Below are 18502 nucleotides of genomic sequence, written 5' to 3'. Positions count from 1 at the left end.
AGTGCCAATGAAGCAAGTGAACCTGACCATCACCTTCGACGAGGAGAAGCTCTCTGCGCTCAAACGCTATATGGGCAAGAAGGAGCTTGACCTGGACCGTGAGATGACGGATGCGCTGGTGAAGCTCTATGAAAAATATGTGCCCGCCCCTGTGCGGGAGTATATCGATGAGAGCGATGTAAGCGCCGCCGCTCCGAGCAAGCCCCGGCGCAGCCCGAGAGCCGCCGCACCGAAGCCTGACCTGGAACCGGAGGTGATCCAGTGAACAAAGATGAGATCGCCATGGATTACAAGAAGGAGCTGAAGAAGCGGATTAGCGCCGACTATGAGCGCCGGGTCAAGCAGTGGATGGCGGCCGATCCCTCTCAGCTGATCGATGCCGCTGAGGAGATCACCGCCGCACGGTTGATCCGTGACAATATCGAGGACGCCATCAATGAGGAGGACGCCAGATTTCTGCTGGGGCTGGACGAGCCGCTGGATGAGCTGGCAGACCGCTGGATTGCGGAGAATGGTCTGGATGCCTCCCATGGTGAGGAGCTGCTCCACTGCGTCTGGACACTTCGGGAGGATCTGACTGATGACGCAGGCCCACGCACGGTTCGTGATTTCCTGGCCACCCATGTTGGCGGCGTCTTTTCCCTGATGACCCCGTGCGGCTTTGTGCCTCTGACCGCAGCCCAGGCGGAAGGACTGATGAGCGGCCAGAGTGCCGCGGCGCATCCCGGCGTGCCCGGCATCACGATGTCGCTCTCTGCCGACGATCTTCTTGGTCAGACGGTCAACAGCGCCAACTACGCAAACGGCGTGTGGCACCTCCTGACCGAGTACCCTGAGATGAAGCAGTGTGGGCCGGAAATGGGAGGAATGCAATGAGGGGCCGTGAGATCACACTCTGGCTCGACGAGCGGTGGTACGACGCTCTGAGCAAACAACTGAAGGGGGAAACGCTGGAGGAGCATCTGGAGAATATCCTTGATGAAATGTGCAACCAGCTTCCTCAGCGGGAGTACGAGCGCATCAGCCATGAGCTCTGGGCAGAGCAGCAGGCGGAGGAGGAGGCTCGGGAGGCCGCACGGCGGTTCGCCGTCTTTCATGTCACGGAGAACGGCAGCTCCGATTATATTCTGGCCGAGGAAAATCTTGAGCTGCTCCGGGTCGCCTGCCGTCTGCGCAGCTACATCCGCAAGCCGCCCGGCGAAGCGCCCCACCGCTTTGTCGAAACGCTGCCGCGCACCCAGCGGATCTCTCAGGAGGAGTTCAACTCCTATGTGTCGGAGCGGCTGGACAACACCGGCCGGGTGGTGGGTGCCTACGACATCGACCTCGACAGCGGCGATATGGAAGCCGTCAGCATCATGGATGGCTGGAAGCGGTTCAGAATCCGGGATGTAAGCACCGCCGCCTACTTCGCCATGAAGAAAGGAAACGCTGCGCCGGATGAAAGGTGGCGGATCTTCCTGGACCGTCTGGAGGAGAGAACGCTCAACCAGGAGCCGGAACCGGAATACCTCACTGGCAGTCGGCGGCTCTGCGCCGAGGACATCTCCTTCGCCGAGGACATTATTCAAAACGACAACCTGCTGGAGTTCTACATGGAAGTATCGTTCAATGCGGATCAAGTGTTCGGAACTGATGTCTGCACCTCCGAGAATGACGACTGGCTGAACATCTATGCCAACTACGATCTGGAGGCTCGTCGTGTCTGCGACACACTGGAGTTGTATCTGCAGCGGGGCAACGGCGACGAGGAGGCATTCAAGTACCGGCTCAGCGCCGAGGAGCAGGCTCTGCTCCTACCCAAGATGAACTCCTACTGTCAGGAGCACTGGAACCAGACACTGGAGGAGTGCAGTGCAGACTATTTGGCAGAACAGTGTCAGGATACCCCCGAGATGCAGATGTAGCGCCGTGTCGCCCCCTGTGAGCCGCTGTGTGCGGCTTTCAGCGGCCAGCCGACCGTGTACCCCTCCAGAGGGAAACGGGCGAAATTTGGGGCGCTTTCCAAGGGAGCGGGAAGCTGACGAAAGCGAAGCAGGAGAAAGAGCCGGGGACAAGGCTTCCCCGGCTCTCCCACTTCTGCCCGCAGTGCGGGCAGTTTCCGGCTTTTCGCAGCGGGGACAATTCGGCGGGTGGAAAGCGCTGTTGGACCCTATGATGCGGGAAAGTCCCGCTGTGACAAGGGTTCTCAGCGGGGACTTGACGAAAAAAGGAGTGGTTTTACTGAAGTCCGAAAGCAGAAAAACGAAGAAAGGATTCTGGATTTCTGAGGATCTGGATGAGAAGGTAGACATCTACCTGCGCCTCGACAACTGCGCCAGCCGGAGCGAATTCGTGGAGAATGCGCTCCGGTTTTACATCGGCTATCTGAACACGAAGAACGCCGGAGGCTTCCTGCCCGAAGCACTCTCCGCCATGCTCACCGGCACCCTGGACAATTTTGCCGGACGCATGGGCTCGCTCCTGTTCAAGCAGGGTGTGGATCTCAATGTGCTGGGGCAGATCATCGCCTACGACACCGATATCGACGAAGGCGAGTACCAGCGTCTGCGGGGACGCGCCATTCGGGATATGAAGCGCACCAACGGGCGCATCTCGTTCAAGGATGCGCTGGACTTCCAGAAGTCGGTGTAACTCATGGCAAAGCTCGTACAGAAAAGCGGCTACATCAAATCCGAAAAGGCCGGCGGGTACATGAAATACATTGCCACCCGCGAAGGTGTGGAGAAGCTGACCGGCAACGGTCCCGTCACCAAAGGACAGCGGGAACTGATCCAAAAGCTCCTGCATGATTTCCCTGATGCCGTGGAGCTGTTCGAGTATGAGGATTACCGTAAGACGCCTACCTTTGGTACCGCATCAGCCTTCATCACCATGGCGCTGGATGCAAACCTCCACGAAATAAATTCTGAGAGCGGATACCTGTCCTACATTGCCACCCGCCCCCGTGTGGAGCGCCGCGGGGCCCATGGCCTGTTCAGCTCCGCCGCCGCAGTAGACCTCGACGCAGCCATGTCCGAGCTGGAAGCCCATGACGGAAATGTGTGGACCATCATCTACTCCCTGCGCCGTGAGGATGCTGCCCGGCTGGGGTACGACAATGCGGACGCATGGCGCGGCCTGCTCATGATGCACGCACAGGATCTGGCCAAGGCCATGAAGATACCGGCTGATCACTTCCGCTGGTATGCGGCCTTCCACAATGAGGGGCATCACCCCCACATCCACATGATGGTCTGGTCAGACGATCCGAAGGAGGGCTTCCTGACCAGGGAAGGCATTGCGACCATGCGCTCCAAGCTGACCAACACCATCTTCCGGGATGAGATGATCCAGATCTACGAGCGGAAGGATGTTGCCTATAAAGAGCTGATCGAAGTGGCGCAGGATACCATGCGGGAGCTGATTCAGAAGATGGAGCATCAGCTCTGCGACAACCCTGTCATCGAGAAGCAGATGCGCCAGCTGGTGCAGGCGCTGGAAACCACCACCGGGAAAAAGCAGTATGGCTATCTGAAGAAACCGCTCAAAGCATTGGTGGACACCATCGTGGACGAGCTGGCCCGGCAGCCGGAAGTAGCAAAGTGCTATGAAACCTGGAATCAGATCCGGGATGAGCTGAACGAGTGCTATGGCAGCCGTACACCGCGGGAGCATCTCCCGCTCTCTCAGCAGAAAGAGTTCCGCCGGATTAAAAACGATATCATCCGGGAGGCCGAGAATATCCGCCTCGGCCTCCCGACTTTTGAAGATGAGAAGATGCAAGATGAGCCGGAGCCGGAGGCGGCACATGAGGAGCAGCGATCCAGCAGCGTATATGAACAGGCTCGACGCTATCGTGCCGCCAAAACGGTTCTGCAGGATGTCTATGCGCTGGATGAGGAACACGCCGAAGCCGTCCGGGTGCTGGAACAGCTCTGGGTGGAAGGATACACGGTGGCGGCGCATCAGCTGGGAAAGTTCTACCGGGATGACCTCTCCACCATGCGGGACCACGAAAAAGCCGAGCGGTGGTTTCGCTTATCCGCAGAGGCCGGAAATGACTTCTCAGAATACGCTCTCGGGAAGCTGCTCCTCGCCCAAAAGCGCACCGGGGAAGCGGTGCGCTGGCTGGACAAGGCTGCTGGGCACGGAAATCCGTTTGCTCAATACCTCTTGGGAAAGCTCTATCTCACCGGCGAGTCCGTGGCGAAGGATGCGGCAAAGGCGCTGGAATATCTGACCGCCGCCGCCAGACAAGAAAACCCGTTTGCTCAGTACACACTGGGCAAGCTGTATCTCCTGGGCCGGGATGTGGAACAGGATCGGGAGCAGGCCAGGGAGTGGTTCACCCGCTCCGCGGCTCAGGGCAATGAATACGCCCATTTCTTCCTCGACCGCTTTGACCAGTTCCGAGATCCGTCCGTCATGCTGGCGGCAACCAAACTGCTCCTCCGCATGGGCCGGATCTTCCGGGACAACTCCGTGCCGCCTCACAATCCGGCAGGGATTCGCATTGACTCCAAGCGGCGCAAGCGGCTGACGGAAAAGCGGATGGCCATGGGCCACAAGGCGGATGATCACGAGGAGCAGGTATCCTATCAGCAGACCATGTAACAGGAGGAACCTATGTCGACTTACATTCATTTCACAGATGAACAGAAGCAGCGAGCCGCCTCCGTTGATCTGGAGGAGTTTCTTCGCTGCCGCGGTGAAAAGCTCCTTACCTCCGGCAGAGAGAAACGGCTGGCCCGTGACCATAGCGTCACCATCCGCGGCAACGAGTGGTACGACCACGCCGAGGAGCGGGGCGGTCACGCTGTCAGCTTCGTGCAGCGGTTTTATCACCTCAGCTATCCGGAGGCGGTGACCATGCTTCTGGGGGGTGAGATGGGAACGGTCTATCCCTCTGCCCAAGAACGGGTGGAGGAGCCGCCGAAACCCTTTGTCCTTCCGCCCGCCAATTCCAATATGCGCCGGGTCTATGCCTATCTGGTCAAGCACCGGAATATCGACCGGAGCGTTGTGGCGCACTTTGCCAGAGAGAAGATTCTGTATGAAGATGCCGAGTACCACAACGCAGTCTTCGTGGGTACGGATGAAGATGGCATTCCCCGCCATGCTCACAAGCGCAGCGTCAACAGCTATGGCAAAGCCTTCCGGCTCAATGTGGAGGGCTGCGACCCGCGCCACAGCTTTCACCATATCGGCAGAGACGAAAGCCTCTATGTGTTTGAGGCTCCCATTGATATGCTCTCCTACATCACGCTCCATCCGGAGGACTGGCAGAGCCACAGCTATGTGGCCTGCTGCGGTACCTCCATTCAGCCGGTTCTGAAGCTGCTGGAGCGGCAGCCGCAGATCAATACGGTCTTGCTCTGCCTCGACAATGACGAGGCTGGCCACCTGGCCAGTCGGCGCATGGAGGAACAGCTGGCAGAGAGGTACACGGTGGAAAGGCTCATTCCCACACACAAGGATTGGAATGATGATCTGACCGCTGAGGAACCGTCCTTCGCACAAGTCATGCAGTAAATAACAACAACGCACACCTCTTCCTGTTCACCCGAAGTAGGCCGTAACAAGAGTGATGTGCGCATTCAGAAGTATGGAACTGAGCAGGAAGTGGTGTGCCCTGAAAGGGGTTAACCATGCCACACCAAGTCCTGATTTTGTTGGCCGCCGGCGGGCTGATGTTTCTGGTCATCGGCTGTCTGGCCGCCTTGTCCCACTACTACACTCTGAGCGGGATCAAATCCAAAACGGTCGGCGACGGCCAGCACGGCACCGCGAGATGGGCCACAGCCAAAGAGATCCGGCAGACCTATGCCCATGTCCCCTTCGAGGTGAAGAAATGGCGCAGCGGCCAGAACCTGCCCACGGAGCAGGGGCTGGTGCTGGGGTGCAAGGGTAAGAAAGGCGAGCTCACCGCCTTCGTGGACAGCGATGACATCCACTGCCTGATGATCGGCGCTTCCGGCATCGGCAAGACCGCATATTTTCTCTATCCCAATCTGGAGTACGCCTGCGCCAGCGGCATGAGCTGGCTGGCGCTGGACAGCAAGGGCGACCTCGCCCGCAATTACGGCGCCATTGCCAAGAACTTCTATGGGTATCAGAATGTAGCCGTGATCGACCTGCGAAATCCCACCCGCTCGGACGGAAACAATCTGCTGACTCTGGTCAACCGGTATATGGACATTGCCCGGAATGACCCGAACAATCTCGCGGCCCGCGCCAAGGCCGAGAAATACGCCAAAATCCTGTCCAAGACCATCGTCAATCCGGACGGCGATGACAGCAACCGCGGCCAGAACGCTTTCTTCTACGATGCGGCGGAAGGGCTTCTCACTTCGGTCATCCTGATGCTGGCCGAGTTCCTGCCGCCCGATAAAGACCACCCCCAGGAGCGCCGCCATATCGTCTCCGTGTTCAAGCTGGTGCAGGATCTTCTGGAGCCCAGCCGTGTCAAGGGCAAGAGCCACTTCCAGCTCCTGATGGCAAAACTGCCGCCGGATCACAAGGCGCGGTGGTTTGCCGGCGCCGCCCTCAATAGTGCGGAGCAGGCCATGGCCTCCGTCATGTCCACCGTGCTGTCCCGCTTGAATGCCTTTCTGGACAGCGAGCTGGAGCAGATCCTGTGCTTTGACAGCGCCATTGACGCCGAGAAGTTTGCTTCGGAGAAGTCTGCCATCTTTCTGATCCTGCCAGAAGAAGACACAACCAAGAACTTCATGGCCGGCCTCATGATCCAGAACCTGAGCCGGGAGCTGTTCGCCGTGGCCGATGAGAACGGAGGCAAGCTGAAAAACCGGGTGGTGCTTTTCTGTGATGAATTCGGCACCATGCCTCCGTTTGATATACTGCCCCTTTTCTCAGCTGGACGCTCTCGCCGGTTAACGCTCGTGCCGATCATCCAGTCCTTAGCGCAACTTGAAAAAAACTACGGAAAAGAGGGATGCGAGATCATTCAGGACAACTGCCAGGACACCATCTTCGGCGGCTTCGCCCCCAACAGCCAGACCGCGGAGGTGCTGTCCAAAGCCCTGGGCAGCCGCACCGTCCTCTCCGGCTCGGTGAGCCGGGGCAGGAACGATCCCAGCCAGAGCCTACAGATGATGGAGCGTGCCCTGCTGACGCCCGACGAGCTGAAATCCATTCCCAAGGGCAGCTTCATTGTCATGAAAACCGGCACACATCCTATGCGGACCCGGCTTCAGCTCTTCTTAAACTGGGGCATTACCTTCGGGGAGCCGTATGTCGTGCCGGAGAGAGCCAATCGAGCGGTGGCCTATGCCAACCGGGTGGATCTGGAGCGGAATCTCCCGCAGCTCAGTGAACCGGAGGAGATGGATGAAAGCCGTGGCTATGCGGTATCCAGCCGGGGTGGAATCGCCCATACCCCGGCCCAGGAGAGAGCTGTAAAGCGAGGGAAGCAGATGAAGACATTCGGAGAGGAGGAACGATGAGCTACTTCGGAACAATTTACGCCGACACCGAACTTCCCTCCAGAGCGAAGGCGGTCTATATGTACCTGCGGGACCGCTCGGATGCCGAGGGAAAGTGCTGGCCGGGCATCAAGACCATTGCCTCGGATATGAGGCTGTCCCGCTCCACGGTCAAGCGGGCGCTTCACGATCTGGAGCGGCACGGATATCTGAAAAAGGCTTCCCGCCAAAGAGCAAACGGGAGCAGCACCTCCAATCTTTATACCGTGAAATAAAAGAGCGAGTGGTTTGTACCACAATGCAGTACAAACCACTCGCTGTATCAATAATAATTTCAAAATCTTCCGCCAAGGGGGAATTGCGCCCATTCGCTGGACTCAGGGGCGGTTCATTGTGAACCACCCAGAAGGACTCACTCTATCAGAGATTTATGACAGAGAAAAGACATCCATGTGAAAGAAAATGGCGGTAGAATTACGGTTCATCGACATCCAGGCAGTATCCGACTTCCCGCACAGAGCGAATGTAGAACGGGGCATCTGGATTAGCCCGATATAGCTTCTCGCGCAGGTTGCAGATATGAAAACCTATCGTATTGTTTTCGTTTCCTGTAGTGAAATCGCCCCAGACCTGTTCGTAAATCTGTGCGTAGGTCAGCACACGGCCTTTGTTGGTGGCCAGCAGCAGGAGAATCCGATATTCTTTTGCGGTAAGCTGAATCTCCTGGCGATCCCGAAAGACCTTTCGTCTGCTTGGAAGGATCTCAAGACCAGGGAGCGACACCATCGGTTCCTCATCAATCTCGAATTTTTCTATCTCAGGGTGGTTTTTGAGGATAGACAGGATCTGCTCCAAAACTTCCGTATCTCTTTCGTGCAGCTCCAGAATCATGACTCGTCCGATGATATCACCGCTTTCTCGTTCAGTTTATAAGCAACTTTCAGTCGCTCAAAGGTTTCCTCGCTGATCACATGCTCGATCCGGCAAGCATCCCGTTCCGCCGTTTCGGGGTCTACGCCGGCTTCAATCAGCCGGTCGGTAAAGAAGCGATGCTTTTCGTAGGTGGCCTCGGCAACCTCACGGCCAAGGTCGGTTAGGTGCAGGAAGTGATCCTCGTCCATGAGCAGAAAGCCGCCCTTTCTCAGCGTAGCCACCGCATGACACACGCTGGGCTTCGATACCTCCATGTGCCGGGCAACATCCACGGAGCGTACCGTGCCCATCTTCTTATGGAGAACCAGGATGGCCTCCAGATAGTCCTCGCCGGAAGCGTGCAGTTTCATCATGTGTCACCCTGGTTTCCGCCAACCTGCCAGTTGGAGGACTCTCTTTGCAGTTCCACCATGCGGCGGAACATCCCATCCCGCTCCATCAGCTGTTCTGGCGTGCCTTCTTCCACCACATGGCCATCTGCCAATACCACCACATGATCGGCTCCCATCACTGTCCGCATTCGGTGCGCGATAACCAAAACTGTCTTATCCTTGAGCAGCGCGGAGAGCGCAGTCTGGAGGCTGGTTTCGTTCTCTACATCCAGAGAGGCGGTCGCCTCGTCCAACAGAACAATGGGGGCGTTTTTCAACAGGGCGCGGGCAATAGAAATACGCTGGCGTTCACCCCCGGACAGAGTAGAGCCATTTTCGCCCACCACCGTCAGGTATCCCTCCGGCAGACGCTGAACAAAGTCATCGCACTGGGCGGCCCTGGCTGCGGCCATAACCTCCTCATCTGTGGCGTCCTTGCGGCCCAGACGGATATTTCCCATGATGGTATCGTTGAACAGCACCACATCCTGGAACACAATGGCATAGTCCTTCAACAGTGTTTCCGGGTCCACCGTGGAGATGTCCACGCCGCCCATAGCAATGCGGCCTTTCTGAATGTCCCAAAAGCGGGCGGCCAGCTTCGCTGTGGTGCTCTTACCGCCTCCAGAGGGTCCGACCAGTGCGGTCACCTCGCCCTGCTTGGCGGTGAAGGTCACATCGGACAGCACATCCTCACCGTCCTGATACCGGAAGCCCACATGGTCAAAGCAAATATCGTGACCTTTGGCCTGATACTCCACTGTGCCTTCCTGTGCTGGCTCCTGTTCAATGGCTTTCATGCGGCGGAGCTGGAGCATTGCATTGAAGATCTCACTGAGCTGCATCATCACACCGCTGAGTGGGTCATAAATGCGGGAAGCTGCCACCAGGAACATGAGGAAAAAGAATAGATTCAGTTCGCCCTGTGTCAACAGCAGCGTCCCCACCAGCACGGTGGCCGGAAATCCCAATCGAAGGAGCATCTGCGAGGAAGTAATCATCAGGCCGCTGGTCATTTCATAACAGACGGAGGTATGTACGATCTTCTCCAGCTTTTTATCCAGCCCTGCCAAGTAGGTGTCCTCCTGATTGTTGGCTTTCAAATCCCGGATGCTCTCCAGAAACTCCTGTATTCCATCGGCGGCGTCCAGCTTGGATTGGATCTTTTTCAGGTCCATATGGTTTTGCAGGCGTTTGCTCCCCACAAGGACAAGGATCGCCAGGACAAAGGGCGACAAAATTGCCAACGCCATTCTCCAGTCCATGAAAAACAGGCACAGGCAGACGATCACGCAGCTGATAGCCGTTCCGAAAATCTGGGGAATCGTATAGGCAAAAACCCGTTCCAGGTCATTGCAGTCGCTCATCATGGTAGTGGTCAGGTCAGAAAGGTCCCGCTTGCCAAAGAAGGACAGCGGTAGGGTGCGTAATTTTTCGGCCAAGCTGATCCGTCGCTGGGCGCTTTCGGCATAAGCCGCAATGTAAGTACAGCGATACTGAATGTAGTGGGTCAGGAAAATAATCACCAGCAGGGCCAGACACATTCCGGTATAGGCGCCCAGTGAAGGTGCAGCCGCTTCAATCCCCAGAAGTGGCTGGAGAAGTTGCATCACCAGCATTAAAAGCAGCCCCATGGGCAGCATCAGGCTGAGTGAGGTAAAGACCGAGGCAATGATTCCTTTTTTCAAATCCTTTGCGCCCTGTTCGGTCAGAGAAAAAAGTTTACGAAGCATGGTGTCCCTCCTTTCCGATATTCCAAGCAATCGAGGTCTGATAATCTCTCCACATTGAGGCGTAGATTCCGTTCTGTGCCATCAGCGCATCATGGTCCCCCTGCTCCGCGACGGTTCCCTGTTCCAATACCAAAATCTCATCGGCGTTTTGAATGGTGGGAAGTCGGTGGGCAATCATCAGGACAGTTTTCCCTTTGGTCAGACGCTCAAATGCCATCTGAATTTTGTGCTCGTTCTCGGGATCAGCGAAAGCGGTCGCTTCGTCCAACAGCACGATAGGAGCATCTTTGAGGATCGCCCGCGCAAGAGCGATGCGTTGCTGCTCCCCGCCGGAGAGATAGACACCCTTGGTTCCCAGCACCGTATCTATGCCTTTCGGTAATTTTTCTAAAATATCATCACATTGGGCGGCCTGGAGCGCCTCCAGTACCTGGTTCCTGGTTGCATCCGGCCGGGAGGCACGGACATTTTCCAAGATGCTGGCCTTCAGCAACCGGCTGTCCTGAAATACAAAAGCAATGCGCTCCATCAGTTCCCGCTTGGGAATCTGAGAAACCGTGATGCCTCCAATGCAGACCGACCCTTCCTGCACATCCCAAAACCGGGGAATCAGAGTGGCGGCAGTGGTCTTTCCACTGCCCGAAGCGCCTACCAAAGCCACAGTTTTCCCCTCCGGGACTTGGAACGACAGGTGAGAGAGCGCGGGCGCTTTGCCGCCCGGATAGGTAAAGGTCACATCCCAGAACTCCACATCATTCCGATCCGGTATCTGGGCAAGCGCATTCTCTACCACAGGAGCCTCTGCCAGCAGAGAGTCAACCCGCCGCACCGCTTCCTGCGCCATCATACGGTGTGTGCCGGAAAACAGAATTTTATTGAGGATGCCGGCACTCCCGGAAGTAAAAAGAATGTAGAAAATCAAATCCAGCAGAAACTCGCTGTACTGTTCCGGGCCAATCAGGAGGATGCCAGCCGGAATCAGTACAGCAAAGGAGGCGTTGATGATGACATTGAAGGCCACCATCGGCCCCTGACAGGAGAGCGCGTATTCCGTTACATTGTCCTTGTAGTACATGATAGCGGCGTAAAAGCTCTTAAATGAGTAGATCGTCTGCTGGAACACCTTGACCACCGGGATACCGCGTACATACTCTACCGCCTCATTGTTCATCTGTTCCGAAGCGTCCTGGTATTTCCGCATATAGGACATGGATTTCTCGCTGGTCATCAGCATCTGTACCATAAACCCCGCAATCAGCAGAAGAATGGACAGGCCGCCTAATCTCCAATCAAAGAACAGGAGCATGGCCAACATCGTCACAGCAGTCACGGCTGATCCGGTCATATCCGGAAGCTGGTGCGCCAAGAAGTTTTCCGTTTGCGCTGTGTTCTCATTGATGATTTTCCGCAGTTTGCCGCTGCTGTTCTGGGAGAAAAAACCCAAAGGAAGTGAGGCCAAATGATGTAAAATCTGGGATTGCATATTTTTTGCTGTGTGAAACGCACCCAAATGGGAAAATAAAAGAGCCAGCGAATAGAGGAGAAAGCCTCCTACAGCCAGGCCCAGAGCAGCCCATCCATAAAGGGTCATCGTCCCTACATCTACCTCGCTCAAGTCTGGTAGAGCTGCCAGCACATCCCGAAGAACCAGCCAAATACACAAAAAAGGACACAGCATAAGTACGGAGCTGAGTCCGGATAATATGCAGGCTACCACCGTCATCCAGCGGTAACGCCCTCCAAACTCCAAGAGCCTGGAAATCCCTGTTTTTTTCTTCTGAGTCATCACATCATCTCCTTATCTACATCTACGCCAAGGTATTTATTCAGAGGTTTGCATCAACTAACCAAATGATACTGTCCGTCCGTAGAAAGCGCAATCGCTCCAGCTAAAGTCTGGAATATTCCGAAATAGATTTGGCCGATTGAAAAAAAGCACGCCGCAATCACGGCGTGCTTCCCAATATATTCTACTTTATTTGTTCCAGAATTGTCGGCGGAATTCATTGGGCGTGATGCCCGTTTTCTGATGAAATGCGGCGGAAAAACTGCTTTGCCGCTCATACCCAACCAGAGCGGCAATCTCGCTGATCTTTTTTTGGTGGCCGGTCAGCAACTCTTTTGCCCGGTCGATCCGACAGGTCAGTATAAACTCATAAATTGTGGTGCCGTAAAGCATACGGAACAGATAAGTCAGTTTTGACTTGCTCATATAGCACATCTGGGCCAGACGCTGGAGATCTACTTTGGCGGAGTAATTCTGAAGCAGAAAATGCTTGAGGCTTTGCATCGCCTCCTGATCCTTTGCGGATATGCTGGCGGTGGTCGGGGTAGATAAAGTCAAGTCATTCCACTCCAGGAGGGCGGCGAGCAGATCGAACACCTTTGCTTCATAGCGCAGACCCGCAGTTCCCGCCTGTGGCAGATAAGCTGCCATCTGGTGGAGAAGGCCTTCTACCTCGGGGAGTGACACCGTCCCATCCAGTGTACAGGCCGCTTTCCTCACCTGCGTGGCATCCTGCCCCATCAGTGCGGGAAGTTGTTGTTCGAAGAACTCTGGCATCAGGCCAATCCCAATGCTTCGGACGGGAGTATTTTTAGGGATCGTATGCCCAAAGGTCCCCTCCTCCAAAAAATAGCCTACCAGATTTTCCGGATTAGTACAGTGCTTTGTCAGCGCAGGCTCCGCACTGCTTGGAGAACTAACCGCAACCGTCAGAGCGGCGGGGTGGTGATAGCGAAAAGACATATCCTGGTGGAACACCACATCATAAATAGTTAACGAGCAGGCTGCGTTGATAGGATAGGTCCACAGATAGCCTTCTCCAACCTCTGGCTCCGGGACAAAAGTAAAGCCTACTCCATTTTTTTCTTCCTGTCCCTTCCGGGCCGGCTTCAGCCCCAACTGGGGCAGATGAGAAAGACATAATTGCTCAAATCCTGTACGCACCGGCATCACCTCCTTTTTGCAATCGGCCAAATGATTTTCGCAATCGACCAAACAAATGGGCAATCACTTGTTTTTGCGAATAAAGGCACTATAATTCTATAAGACGGTTAGTGTATGCTAACCGCATAATAACACATAAATGAGAAAAAAGCAAGGGAGGGCAATATGCGTTGAAAAGACTGGTTCATTCGTTCACAGCAAGAAAAATTATGGAACTTCTGCTGACCTTGCTGATTGTAACCTTTCTCTCTTTTTTACTGGTGAAACTTTCTCCGGTGGATGCGGCGGAAGCTTATGCCCGGAGAACTTTTATGTTATACACGCCGGAGCAGCTTGGTGAGCTTCGGGAGGAGATGGGGCTCAATCAGCCACTTCTGGTCCAGTACGGAACATGGGTGGGAGATGCGCTCCACCTTGACTTTGGGACCTCACTGGTCAACGGACGCTCTGTTTTAGGCGAGGTATCCCGCGCAATGGGCGTCACACTGAGCATTGTATTGATAGCGGCAGTCATTGAAGCGGCCGGTATTCTTCTTGTAGGAAGCCTGTGCTACTGGTGCAGGCGGAAATGGGCGCACCTGCTTTTGGTTTTTGTGTGCATCGTGGGCGTATCCATCCCGCCATTCTTCCTTGCCAGTTCCTTTCTCGATGTGTTTGCAGTCCGTTTCGGATGGATCTCCGTGGCCTCCAGTACGGGGCTGATGCGGTATCTGCCCGCAGCCATCTGCCTGGCCGTGGGCGGGATTGCCCTCTACTCTCAACTTCTCTCCAAAAATATTGAGCGGGAGATGAATGAGGATTATGCAGTGTACGCCCGCTGCCGGGGGCTTTCCGACATGAGGATTTTGTGGACCCATGCACTGCCCCATGCGCTGGCCGGTCTGGCGCCCAGTTTTTTGCAGATGGTTGGTATCTCTCTGGCCGGCTCCGCTATTGTGGAGAAAATCTTTTCCCTGCCCGGCCTTGGGTATTCCATCGTGGACAGCGTACTCTACCGGGACACGCCTATGATACATGCCACGATCCTGTTTCTGGCCTTCTTTCTGGTGATCTGCAACGCGGTTTCCGACATTCTGCAGCGGATATTCCAGCGCGGCCATGCTGAGGGGGCGGTCCAATGAAAAAGTTACATATCCTTTTTTTAAGCATTTTGCCGGCTTTGGTGATCCTGTTCTGCTTTTTAGGCTTTTTGGCTGCTCCCAACGATCCGGAGGAGGTCGTGATTACACAGTCCTTTTTGGCTCCCTGTGCGGAGTATCCGCTGGGAACTGACCAGTATGGCCGGTGCGTTCTCTCCCGCATCCTGTATGGCGGTTATACCACGCTGGGCATCGTCCTGATGGGCTCCGCCATCGTCATGACGGTCGGTATCCTGCTCGGCCTTCTGCTGGGCCAGGGAAAAGCGGGACGCAATGTATTGTTTGAAAGTATTCTGAACGCAGTTACTGCCATTCCGCCCATCGCTTATCTCATTATTTTCATCAGCACTTGGGGCAACAGTGTTTCCACCATGGTGGTGGCTCTCACAGTCTCCCTCATTCTGCGGATGATCAAGCTGGTAAAGACCAAGACGGAACTGGAATACAGCAAGGCGTATGTCCTGTGCGCAGTGGCCTCCGGCGCTTCCCGTTTTCGTATTTTGCTGGTCCACATTCTGCCGAACCTCATTCGGGATGCGTTTCGCTTCTCCTGCCTTTCCGCGGGAGAGATGATCCTCTCCATTTCCGGCTTCTCCTTTATCGGTCTGAGTTTGGGAGAAGGGGTCATCGACTGGGGTAGCATGGTGTCCGAAGGGCGAACCTCGTTTGGACTGGCACCTGGGCTGGTTCTCTACCCCATGCTATTTATTTTCCTGTGCGTCCTGTCGTTCAACCTTCTGGGCCGCCAACTGGAGTCAGGAGGGCGAATCGATGCTTGAAGTAAAACATCTCACAGTCCGTTCCAAGGAGGGCAGGCCTCTGGTGCGGGATGTTTCCTTTACCCTCACCCCCGGAGAGCCACTGGGTCTGACCGGAGCCAGCGGATCGGGCAAGACTACAATCATCAAGGCAGTCATGGGGATTCTGCCCTATGGCTGTGTTATTGAGGCGGGCGAAATTCTTCTGGATGGGCTGTCTCTGGAAAAGCTTCCCGCTCGAGAGCGGCGGAAATATTGCGGAACGGTGCTCGGCTTTATCCCACAAAGCCCAATGACCGCATTTGATCCTCACATGAGAATCGGCGCACAGATGGTACAGACCTTCCGGCTCCGCTTGAATTTACCGAAAGACAAAGCGCTGACGCTGGCCCGGGAACAGCTGCTGGCCGTCAATCTGGAAGATGTGGAACGGATTTTGAACTCTTTTCCCAGCCAACTCTCCGGCGGAATGCTCCAGCGGGTATCCATGGCCTGTCTGGGAGGGCTTGCCCCGCGCTATATCCTTGCGGATGAGCCTACCTCGGCTTTGGATGAAGAAAACCGGGATCACCTTCTTACGCTGCTGCGGGAGATTTATCACTCCGCCGGCATCCTGTTCGTATCACACGATGTATCGGCTTTGAAAATGCTCTGCCGGGAGACAGTGATTTTAGAGCAGGGCGCCATAATTGAGCGGCAGAATACCGAAGCGTTGTTTACTCATCCGCAGCAGTCATGGACGCAGGCATTTGTTCATGCCGCGGAAACCCGGAAAGGGGGAGATTGGTCATGGAAGGCTTTGTAGTGGATCAGGTGTCCAAAACTTATATGGACGAAAAACAGCGGCCATACCAGGTCCTTCATGATGTGTCTTTCTCCTGGTCTGCTGGAGAAAATATCGCTGTTCTGGGGGAAAGCGGCAGCGGAAAAAGTACCCTGGCCCGGCTTCTGATCGGCATTGAAAAACCGAACAGCGGAACTATTACATGGAATGGAGAAGATATTACCCGCTGGAAGGCGTCCACATGGCGGGAGAAACGCAGTCATATCCAAGCGGTTTTTCAGGACGCCTCCGGGACGCTCAACCCGGCTCGCTCCGTCTACCACAATGTGGAGGAGGCCCTACGCAACTTGACGCAGTTGGACAAGCGGCAAAGGCGGGCGAGAATCGATGAATTGATGGAGCTGACCCACATGGACTCCCATCTTCTTCAAATTCCGGTTCGTCAGCTCTCTGGCGGCGAACAGCGCCGCCTTTCTCTGCTCCGGGCCCTCTCCATTCATCCGCAATTTCTGGTGCTGGATGAAGTCACCAGCGGGCTGGACCTTCTTTCCGCAGATGCTGTACTGCAGGTTCTGGAGCGTTACCACGAGGAATTTGGCTGTGCCTATCTGCTGATTACCCACGACCGGCAGACAGCATATCGCATATCCAGTCGGATTCTCGAATTAAACCAAGGGGTATTCGTGCGGGAAGCTGTCCGCACTGAATCCAAATAAATAATATCCAAAGAAAGGAACATAGTCATGAAAAAGAAATTGCTTTCTCTGATTTCAGCGGTGCTCTGCCTCTGCATGGTATTGAGTGCCTGCGGCGGGCCAGCCAACAACGATCCGTCATCCTCCATATCCGAAAGCCAAGGTGGGGACAACACCCAAGACAAAACGCTTACCATCGCAACCATGACCGAGACAACTACTCTGTCTCCGCTTTATATGGGTGTTTATAATTACTCCATGTGCACCATGCTCTATGAAACCCTCCTAAAATACGAGGATGGAGAGGTCAAGGGCAATCTGGCTGAATCCTACTCGTTCAATGAGGATGGAACCGTGATGACGCTGACGCTCCGCCAAGGAATTACTTTCCATGACGGAACCCCCTTCAATGCCGAGGCGGTGAAAAAGAATCTGGATTTCATGCACAGCAACCCGCAGTATATGGCCTGCCCCGGTATTTACGATATAGAGAGCGTGGAAGCCACGGACGAGTACACTGTCACTATTACCTACCCGCACCCCTACTACGGTTATGCCTATGACTTCTGCTGGCCAGATGTAGGCGGAATGCAGTCGCCCAATCAAATTGTGGAGGGCGATTTCCAGACGGTTCAGGGTTATGCTGGCACCGGCCCCTACATCTATGAGGAATATGTGTCTGGTGAATACACCCGCTTTGTCCGCAACGAGAATTACTGGGGCGAGGAACCCTATTTCGATGAAATCATTGCCCGGTATATCCCTGACTCCACTTCCCGGCTACAGGCGCTCCAGACCGGTGAAATTGATCTGGTTTATGGTAGCTCCATGATTTCCTATCAGGACTACCAGCAGGCCACAGCTCTGGATGGAGTTGCAGGAGCCATTGCGGAAAAGGATACTCGTGCCCGTGATATTACCCTCAACGCTTCCAGCGGTCCTCTGGTGGATGCCCGAGTTCGTCAGGCGGTGTCTCACGCCATCAATAAAGAGGAGTTCTCTGATGGCCTAACCTACGGCTATGAGCGGATTGCGGAGATGCCTTTCCCGGAAGGAACCCCCTACACCGACGTTGAGCTTACGGCATCTTACCCCTACGATCCCGAAAAAGCGGCCGCCCTTCTGGATGAGGCTGGCTGGGTAATGAATGAAGAAACTGGCATTCGGGAGAAAGACGGTGAGACACTTAACCTGACCTTTATCTATGACACGGCGCAGGATTCTCTGGTTTCCTCCTATGCCACTCTGCTCAAGAGCCAGTTAGAGAAGGTCGGCATCGGGCTGGAACTCAAGGGCAGTGAGAAGATGGAGTGGTATGCCGAGATGATGGCCGGCAACTTTGACATTACCTATTGGATTGGTGAGTATGAATTTTCCTCACCTCACTGCTTCTTCGGTGCTATGCCCTCCATGACCCCGCATACCTTCTCTCTGAGCCAGGTTGACGGCTCCCAGGAGTTTTTTGACGCTATCACTGCTGTTAAGCAGACGGATGATCCTGCTGAGGTTCAGGAACTCTACAATTACCTCATCAACTATGACTTGTGTAATGTGATTGATATTCCGTTGACCTACTACAAAGACCTGATTCTCTACAACACCGACAAGATTGCCGGTTACGAATTTAGTGGTGTGCCTGCCTTCTTTGATGTGAGTGGATTACAGCCAGTTGCTTAAAACAAATTTGGTTTTGATGAAAGCAAGGCCCAATG

At 55.0% G+C, this 18502-nt stretch carries 18 protein-coding genes; 13 read left to right on the top strand and 5 right to left on the bottom strand.

The window, feature by feature from the left end:
- Positions 1-7 precede the first annotated feature (7 nt).
- The 8 genes from ACKTS9_RS13865 (at position 8) to ACKTS9_RS13830 (ending at position 7702) form a co-directional block, all read left to right on the top strand.
- Entirely contained in the window at positions 8-265 is a 258-nt protein-coding gene (locus tag ACKTS9_RS13865; protein ID WP_407881501.1) for a DUF6103 family protein, read from the top strand.
- Positions 262-876 (top strand): hypothetical protein, encoded by a 615-nt coding sequence (locus ACKTS9_RS13860; RefSeq protein ID WP_287879162.1) that lies wholly within the window; start codon positions 262-264, stop codon positions 874-876. The genes ACKTS9_RS13865 and ACKTS9_RS13860 overlap by 4 nt, the downstream gene beginning before the upstream one ends.
- The gene (locus ACKTS9_RS13855) at positions 873-1907 is read left to right on the top strand and encodes a hypothetical protein (protein ID WP_407881499.1); all 1035 of its coding nucleotides are present in this window, start codon (positions 873-875) and stop codon (positions 1905-1907) included. Before ACKTS9_RS13860 ends, ACKTS9_RS13855 begins: the two co-directional genes overlap by 4 nt.
- 85 nt (positions 1908-1992) lie before the next feature.
- Positions 1993-2634: a hypothetical protein gene (locus ACKTS9_RS13850; protein WP_407881497.1), complete on the top strand. Its 642-nt coding sequence runs from the start codon at positions 1993-1995 to the stop codon at positions 2632-2634.
- A 3-nt stretch (positions 2635-2637) separates the two neighbouring features.
- Positions 2638-4596, top strand: coding sequence for a MobP3 family relaxase (gene mobP3 / locus ACKTS9_RS13845; protein ID WP_407881495.1), 1959 nt, complete (start codon positions 2638-2640; stop codon positions 4594-4596).
- Between the two features lie 12 nt (positions 4597-4608).
- Positions 4609-5514, top strand: coding sequence for a DUF3991 and toprim domain-containing protein (locus ACKTS9_RS13840; protein WP_407881493.1), 906 nt, complete (start codon positions 4609-4611; stop codon positions 5512-5514).
- A gap of 116 nt (positions 5515-5630) precedes the next feature.
- Positions 5631-7448: a type IV secretory system conjugative DNA transfer family protein gene (locus tag ACKTS9_RS13835; RefSeq protein ID WP_407881490.1), complete on the top strand. Its 1818-nt coding sequence runs from the start codon at positions 5631-5633 to the stop codon at positions 7446-7448.
- Positions 7445-7702 carry a helix-turn-helix domain-containing protein gene (locus ACKTS9_RS13830; protein ID WP_270441193.1) on the top strand — a complete coding sequence of 86 codons (258 nt, stop codon included), beginning with the start codon at positions 7445-7447 and terminating at the stop codon, positions 7700-7702. The genes ACKTS9_RS13835 and ACKTS9_RS13830 overlap by 4 nt, the downstream gene beginning before the upstream one ends.
- A 199-nt stretch (positions 7703-7901) precedes the next feature.
- Here the strand turns inward: ACKTS9_RS13830 and ACKTS9_RS13825 are convergent, their stop codons facing one another.
- The 5 genes from ACKTS9_RS13825 to ACKTS9_RS13805 all read right to left on the bottom strand — a co-directional run bounded on the left by ACKTS9_RS13825 (position 7902) and on the right by ACKTS9_RS13805 (position 13414).
- Complete coding sequence (locus ACKTS9_RS13825; RefSeq protein ID WP_118428854.1) at positions 7902-8318, bottom strand: winged helix-turn-helix domain-containing protein; 417 nt, start codon at positions 8316-8318, stop codon at positions 7902-7904.
- Positions 8315-8710 (bottom strand): metal-dependent transcriptional regulator, encoded by a 396-nt coding sequence (locus ACKTS9_RS13820; RefSeq protein WP_118428849.1) that lies wholly within the window; start codon positions 8708-8710, stop codon positions 8315-8317. Before ACKTS9_RS13820 ends, ACKTS9_RS13825 begins: the two co-directional genes overlap by 4 nt.
- Positions 8710-10464: an ABC transporter ATP-binding protein gene (locus ACKTS9_RS13815; RefSeq protein ID WP_118428850.1), complete on the bottom strand. Its 1755-nt coding sequence runs from the start codon at positions 10462-10464 to the stop codon at positions 8710-8712. Before ACKTS9_RS13815 ends, ACKTS9_RS13820 begins: the two co-directional genes overlap by 1 nt.
- Entirely contained in the window at positions 10454-12250 is a 1797-nt protein-coding gene (locus ACKTS9_RS13810) for an ABC transporter ATP-binding protein (RefSeq protein ID WP_407881484.1), read from the bottom strand. Before ACKTS9_RS13810 ends, ACKTS9_RS13815 begins: the two co-directional genes overlap by 11 nt.
- A gap of 189 nt (positions 12251-12439) precedes the next feature.
- Positions 12440-13414 (bottom strand): helix-turn-helix domain-containing protein, encoded by a 975-nt coding sequence (locus tag ACKTS9_RS13805; RefSeq protein WP_407881482.1) that lies wholly within the window; start codon positions 13412-13414, stop codon positions 12440-12442.
- Between the two features lie 170 nt (positions 13415-13584).
- On the opposite strand from ACKTS9_RS13805, the gene ACKTS9_RS13800 reads away from it, so the two are divergent.
- Genes ACKTS9_RS13800 through ACKTS9_RS13780 form a run of 5 tightly spaced genes read left to right on the top strand, consistent with a single transcriptional unit; the run spans position 13585 to position 18467 of the window.
- Entirely contained in the window at positions 13585-14535 is a 951-nt protein-coding gene (locus tag ACKTS9_RS13800) for an ABC transporter permease (protein WP_407881480.1), read from the top strand.
- Positions 14532-15332, top strand: coding sequence for an ABC transporter permease (locus tag ACKTS9_RS13795; protein ID WP_273482079.1), 801 nt, complete (start codon positions 14532-14534; stop codon positions 15330-15332). Before ACKTS9_RS13800 ends, ACKTS9_RS13795 begins: the two co-directional genes overlap by 4 nt.
- On the top strand, positions 15325-16116 hold the full coding sequence (locus ACKTS9_RS13790; protein WP_273482078.1) for an ATP-binding cassette domain-containing protein: 792 nt from the start codon (positions 15325-15327) through the stop codon (positions 16114-16116). The genes ACKTS9_RS13795 and ACKTS9_RS13790 overlap by 8 nt, the downstream gene beginning before the upstream one ends.
- Complete coding sequence (locus tag ACKTS9_RS13785) at positions 16101-16811, top strand: ATP-binding cassette domain-containing protein (RefSeq protein ID WP_273482077.1); 711 nt, start codon at positions 16101-16103, stop codon at positions 16809-16811. Before ACKTS9_RS13790 ends, ACKTS9_RS13785 begins: the two co-directional genes overlap by 16 nt.
- Before the next feature lie 27 nt (positions 16812-16838).
- Positions 16839-18467: an ABC transporter substrate-binding protein gene (locus ACKTS9_RS13780; RefSeq protein ID WP_273482076.1), complete on the top strand. Its 1629-nt coding sequence runs from the start codon at positions 16839-16841 to the stop codon at positions 18465-18467.
- Positions 18468-18502: the final 35 nt, after the last annotated feature.

It is taken from the genome of Owariibacterium komagatae (assembly GCF_045865535.1).
In the GTDB taxonomy this organism is placed as follows: Bacteria; Bacillota; Clostridia; order Oscillospirales; family Ruminococcaceae; genus Ruthenibacterium; species Ruthenibacterium komagatae.
This window is presented reverse-complemented; position numbering and strand designations above follow the sequence as displayed.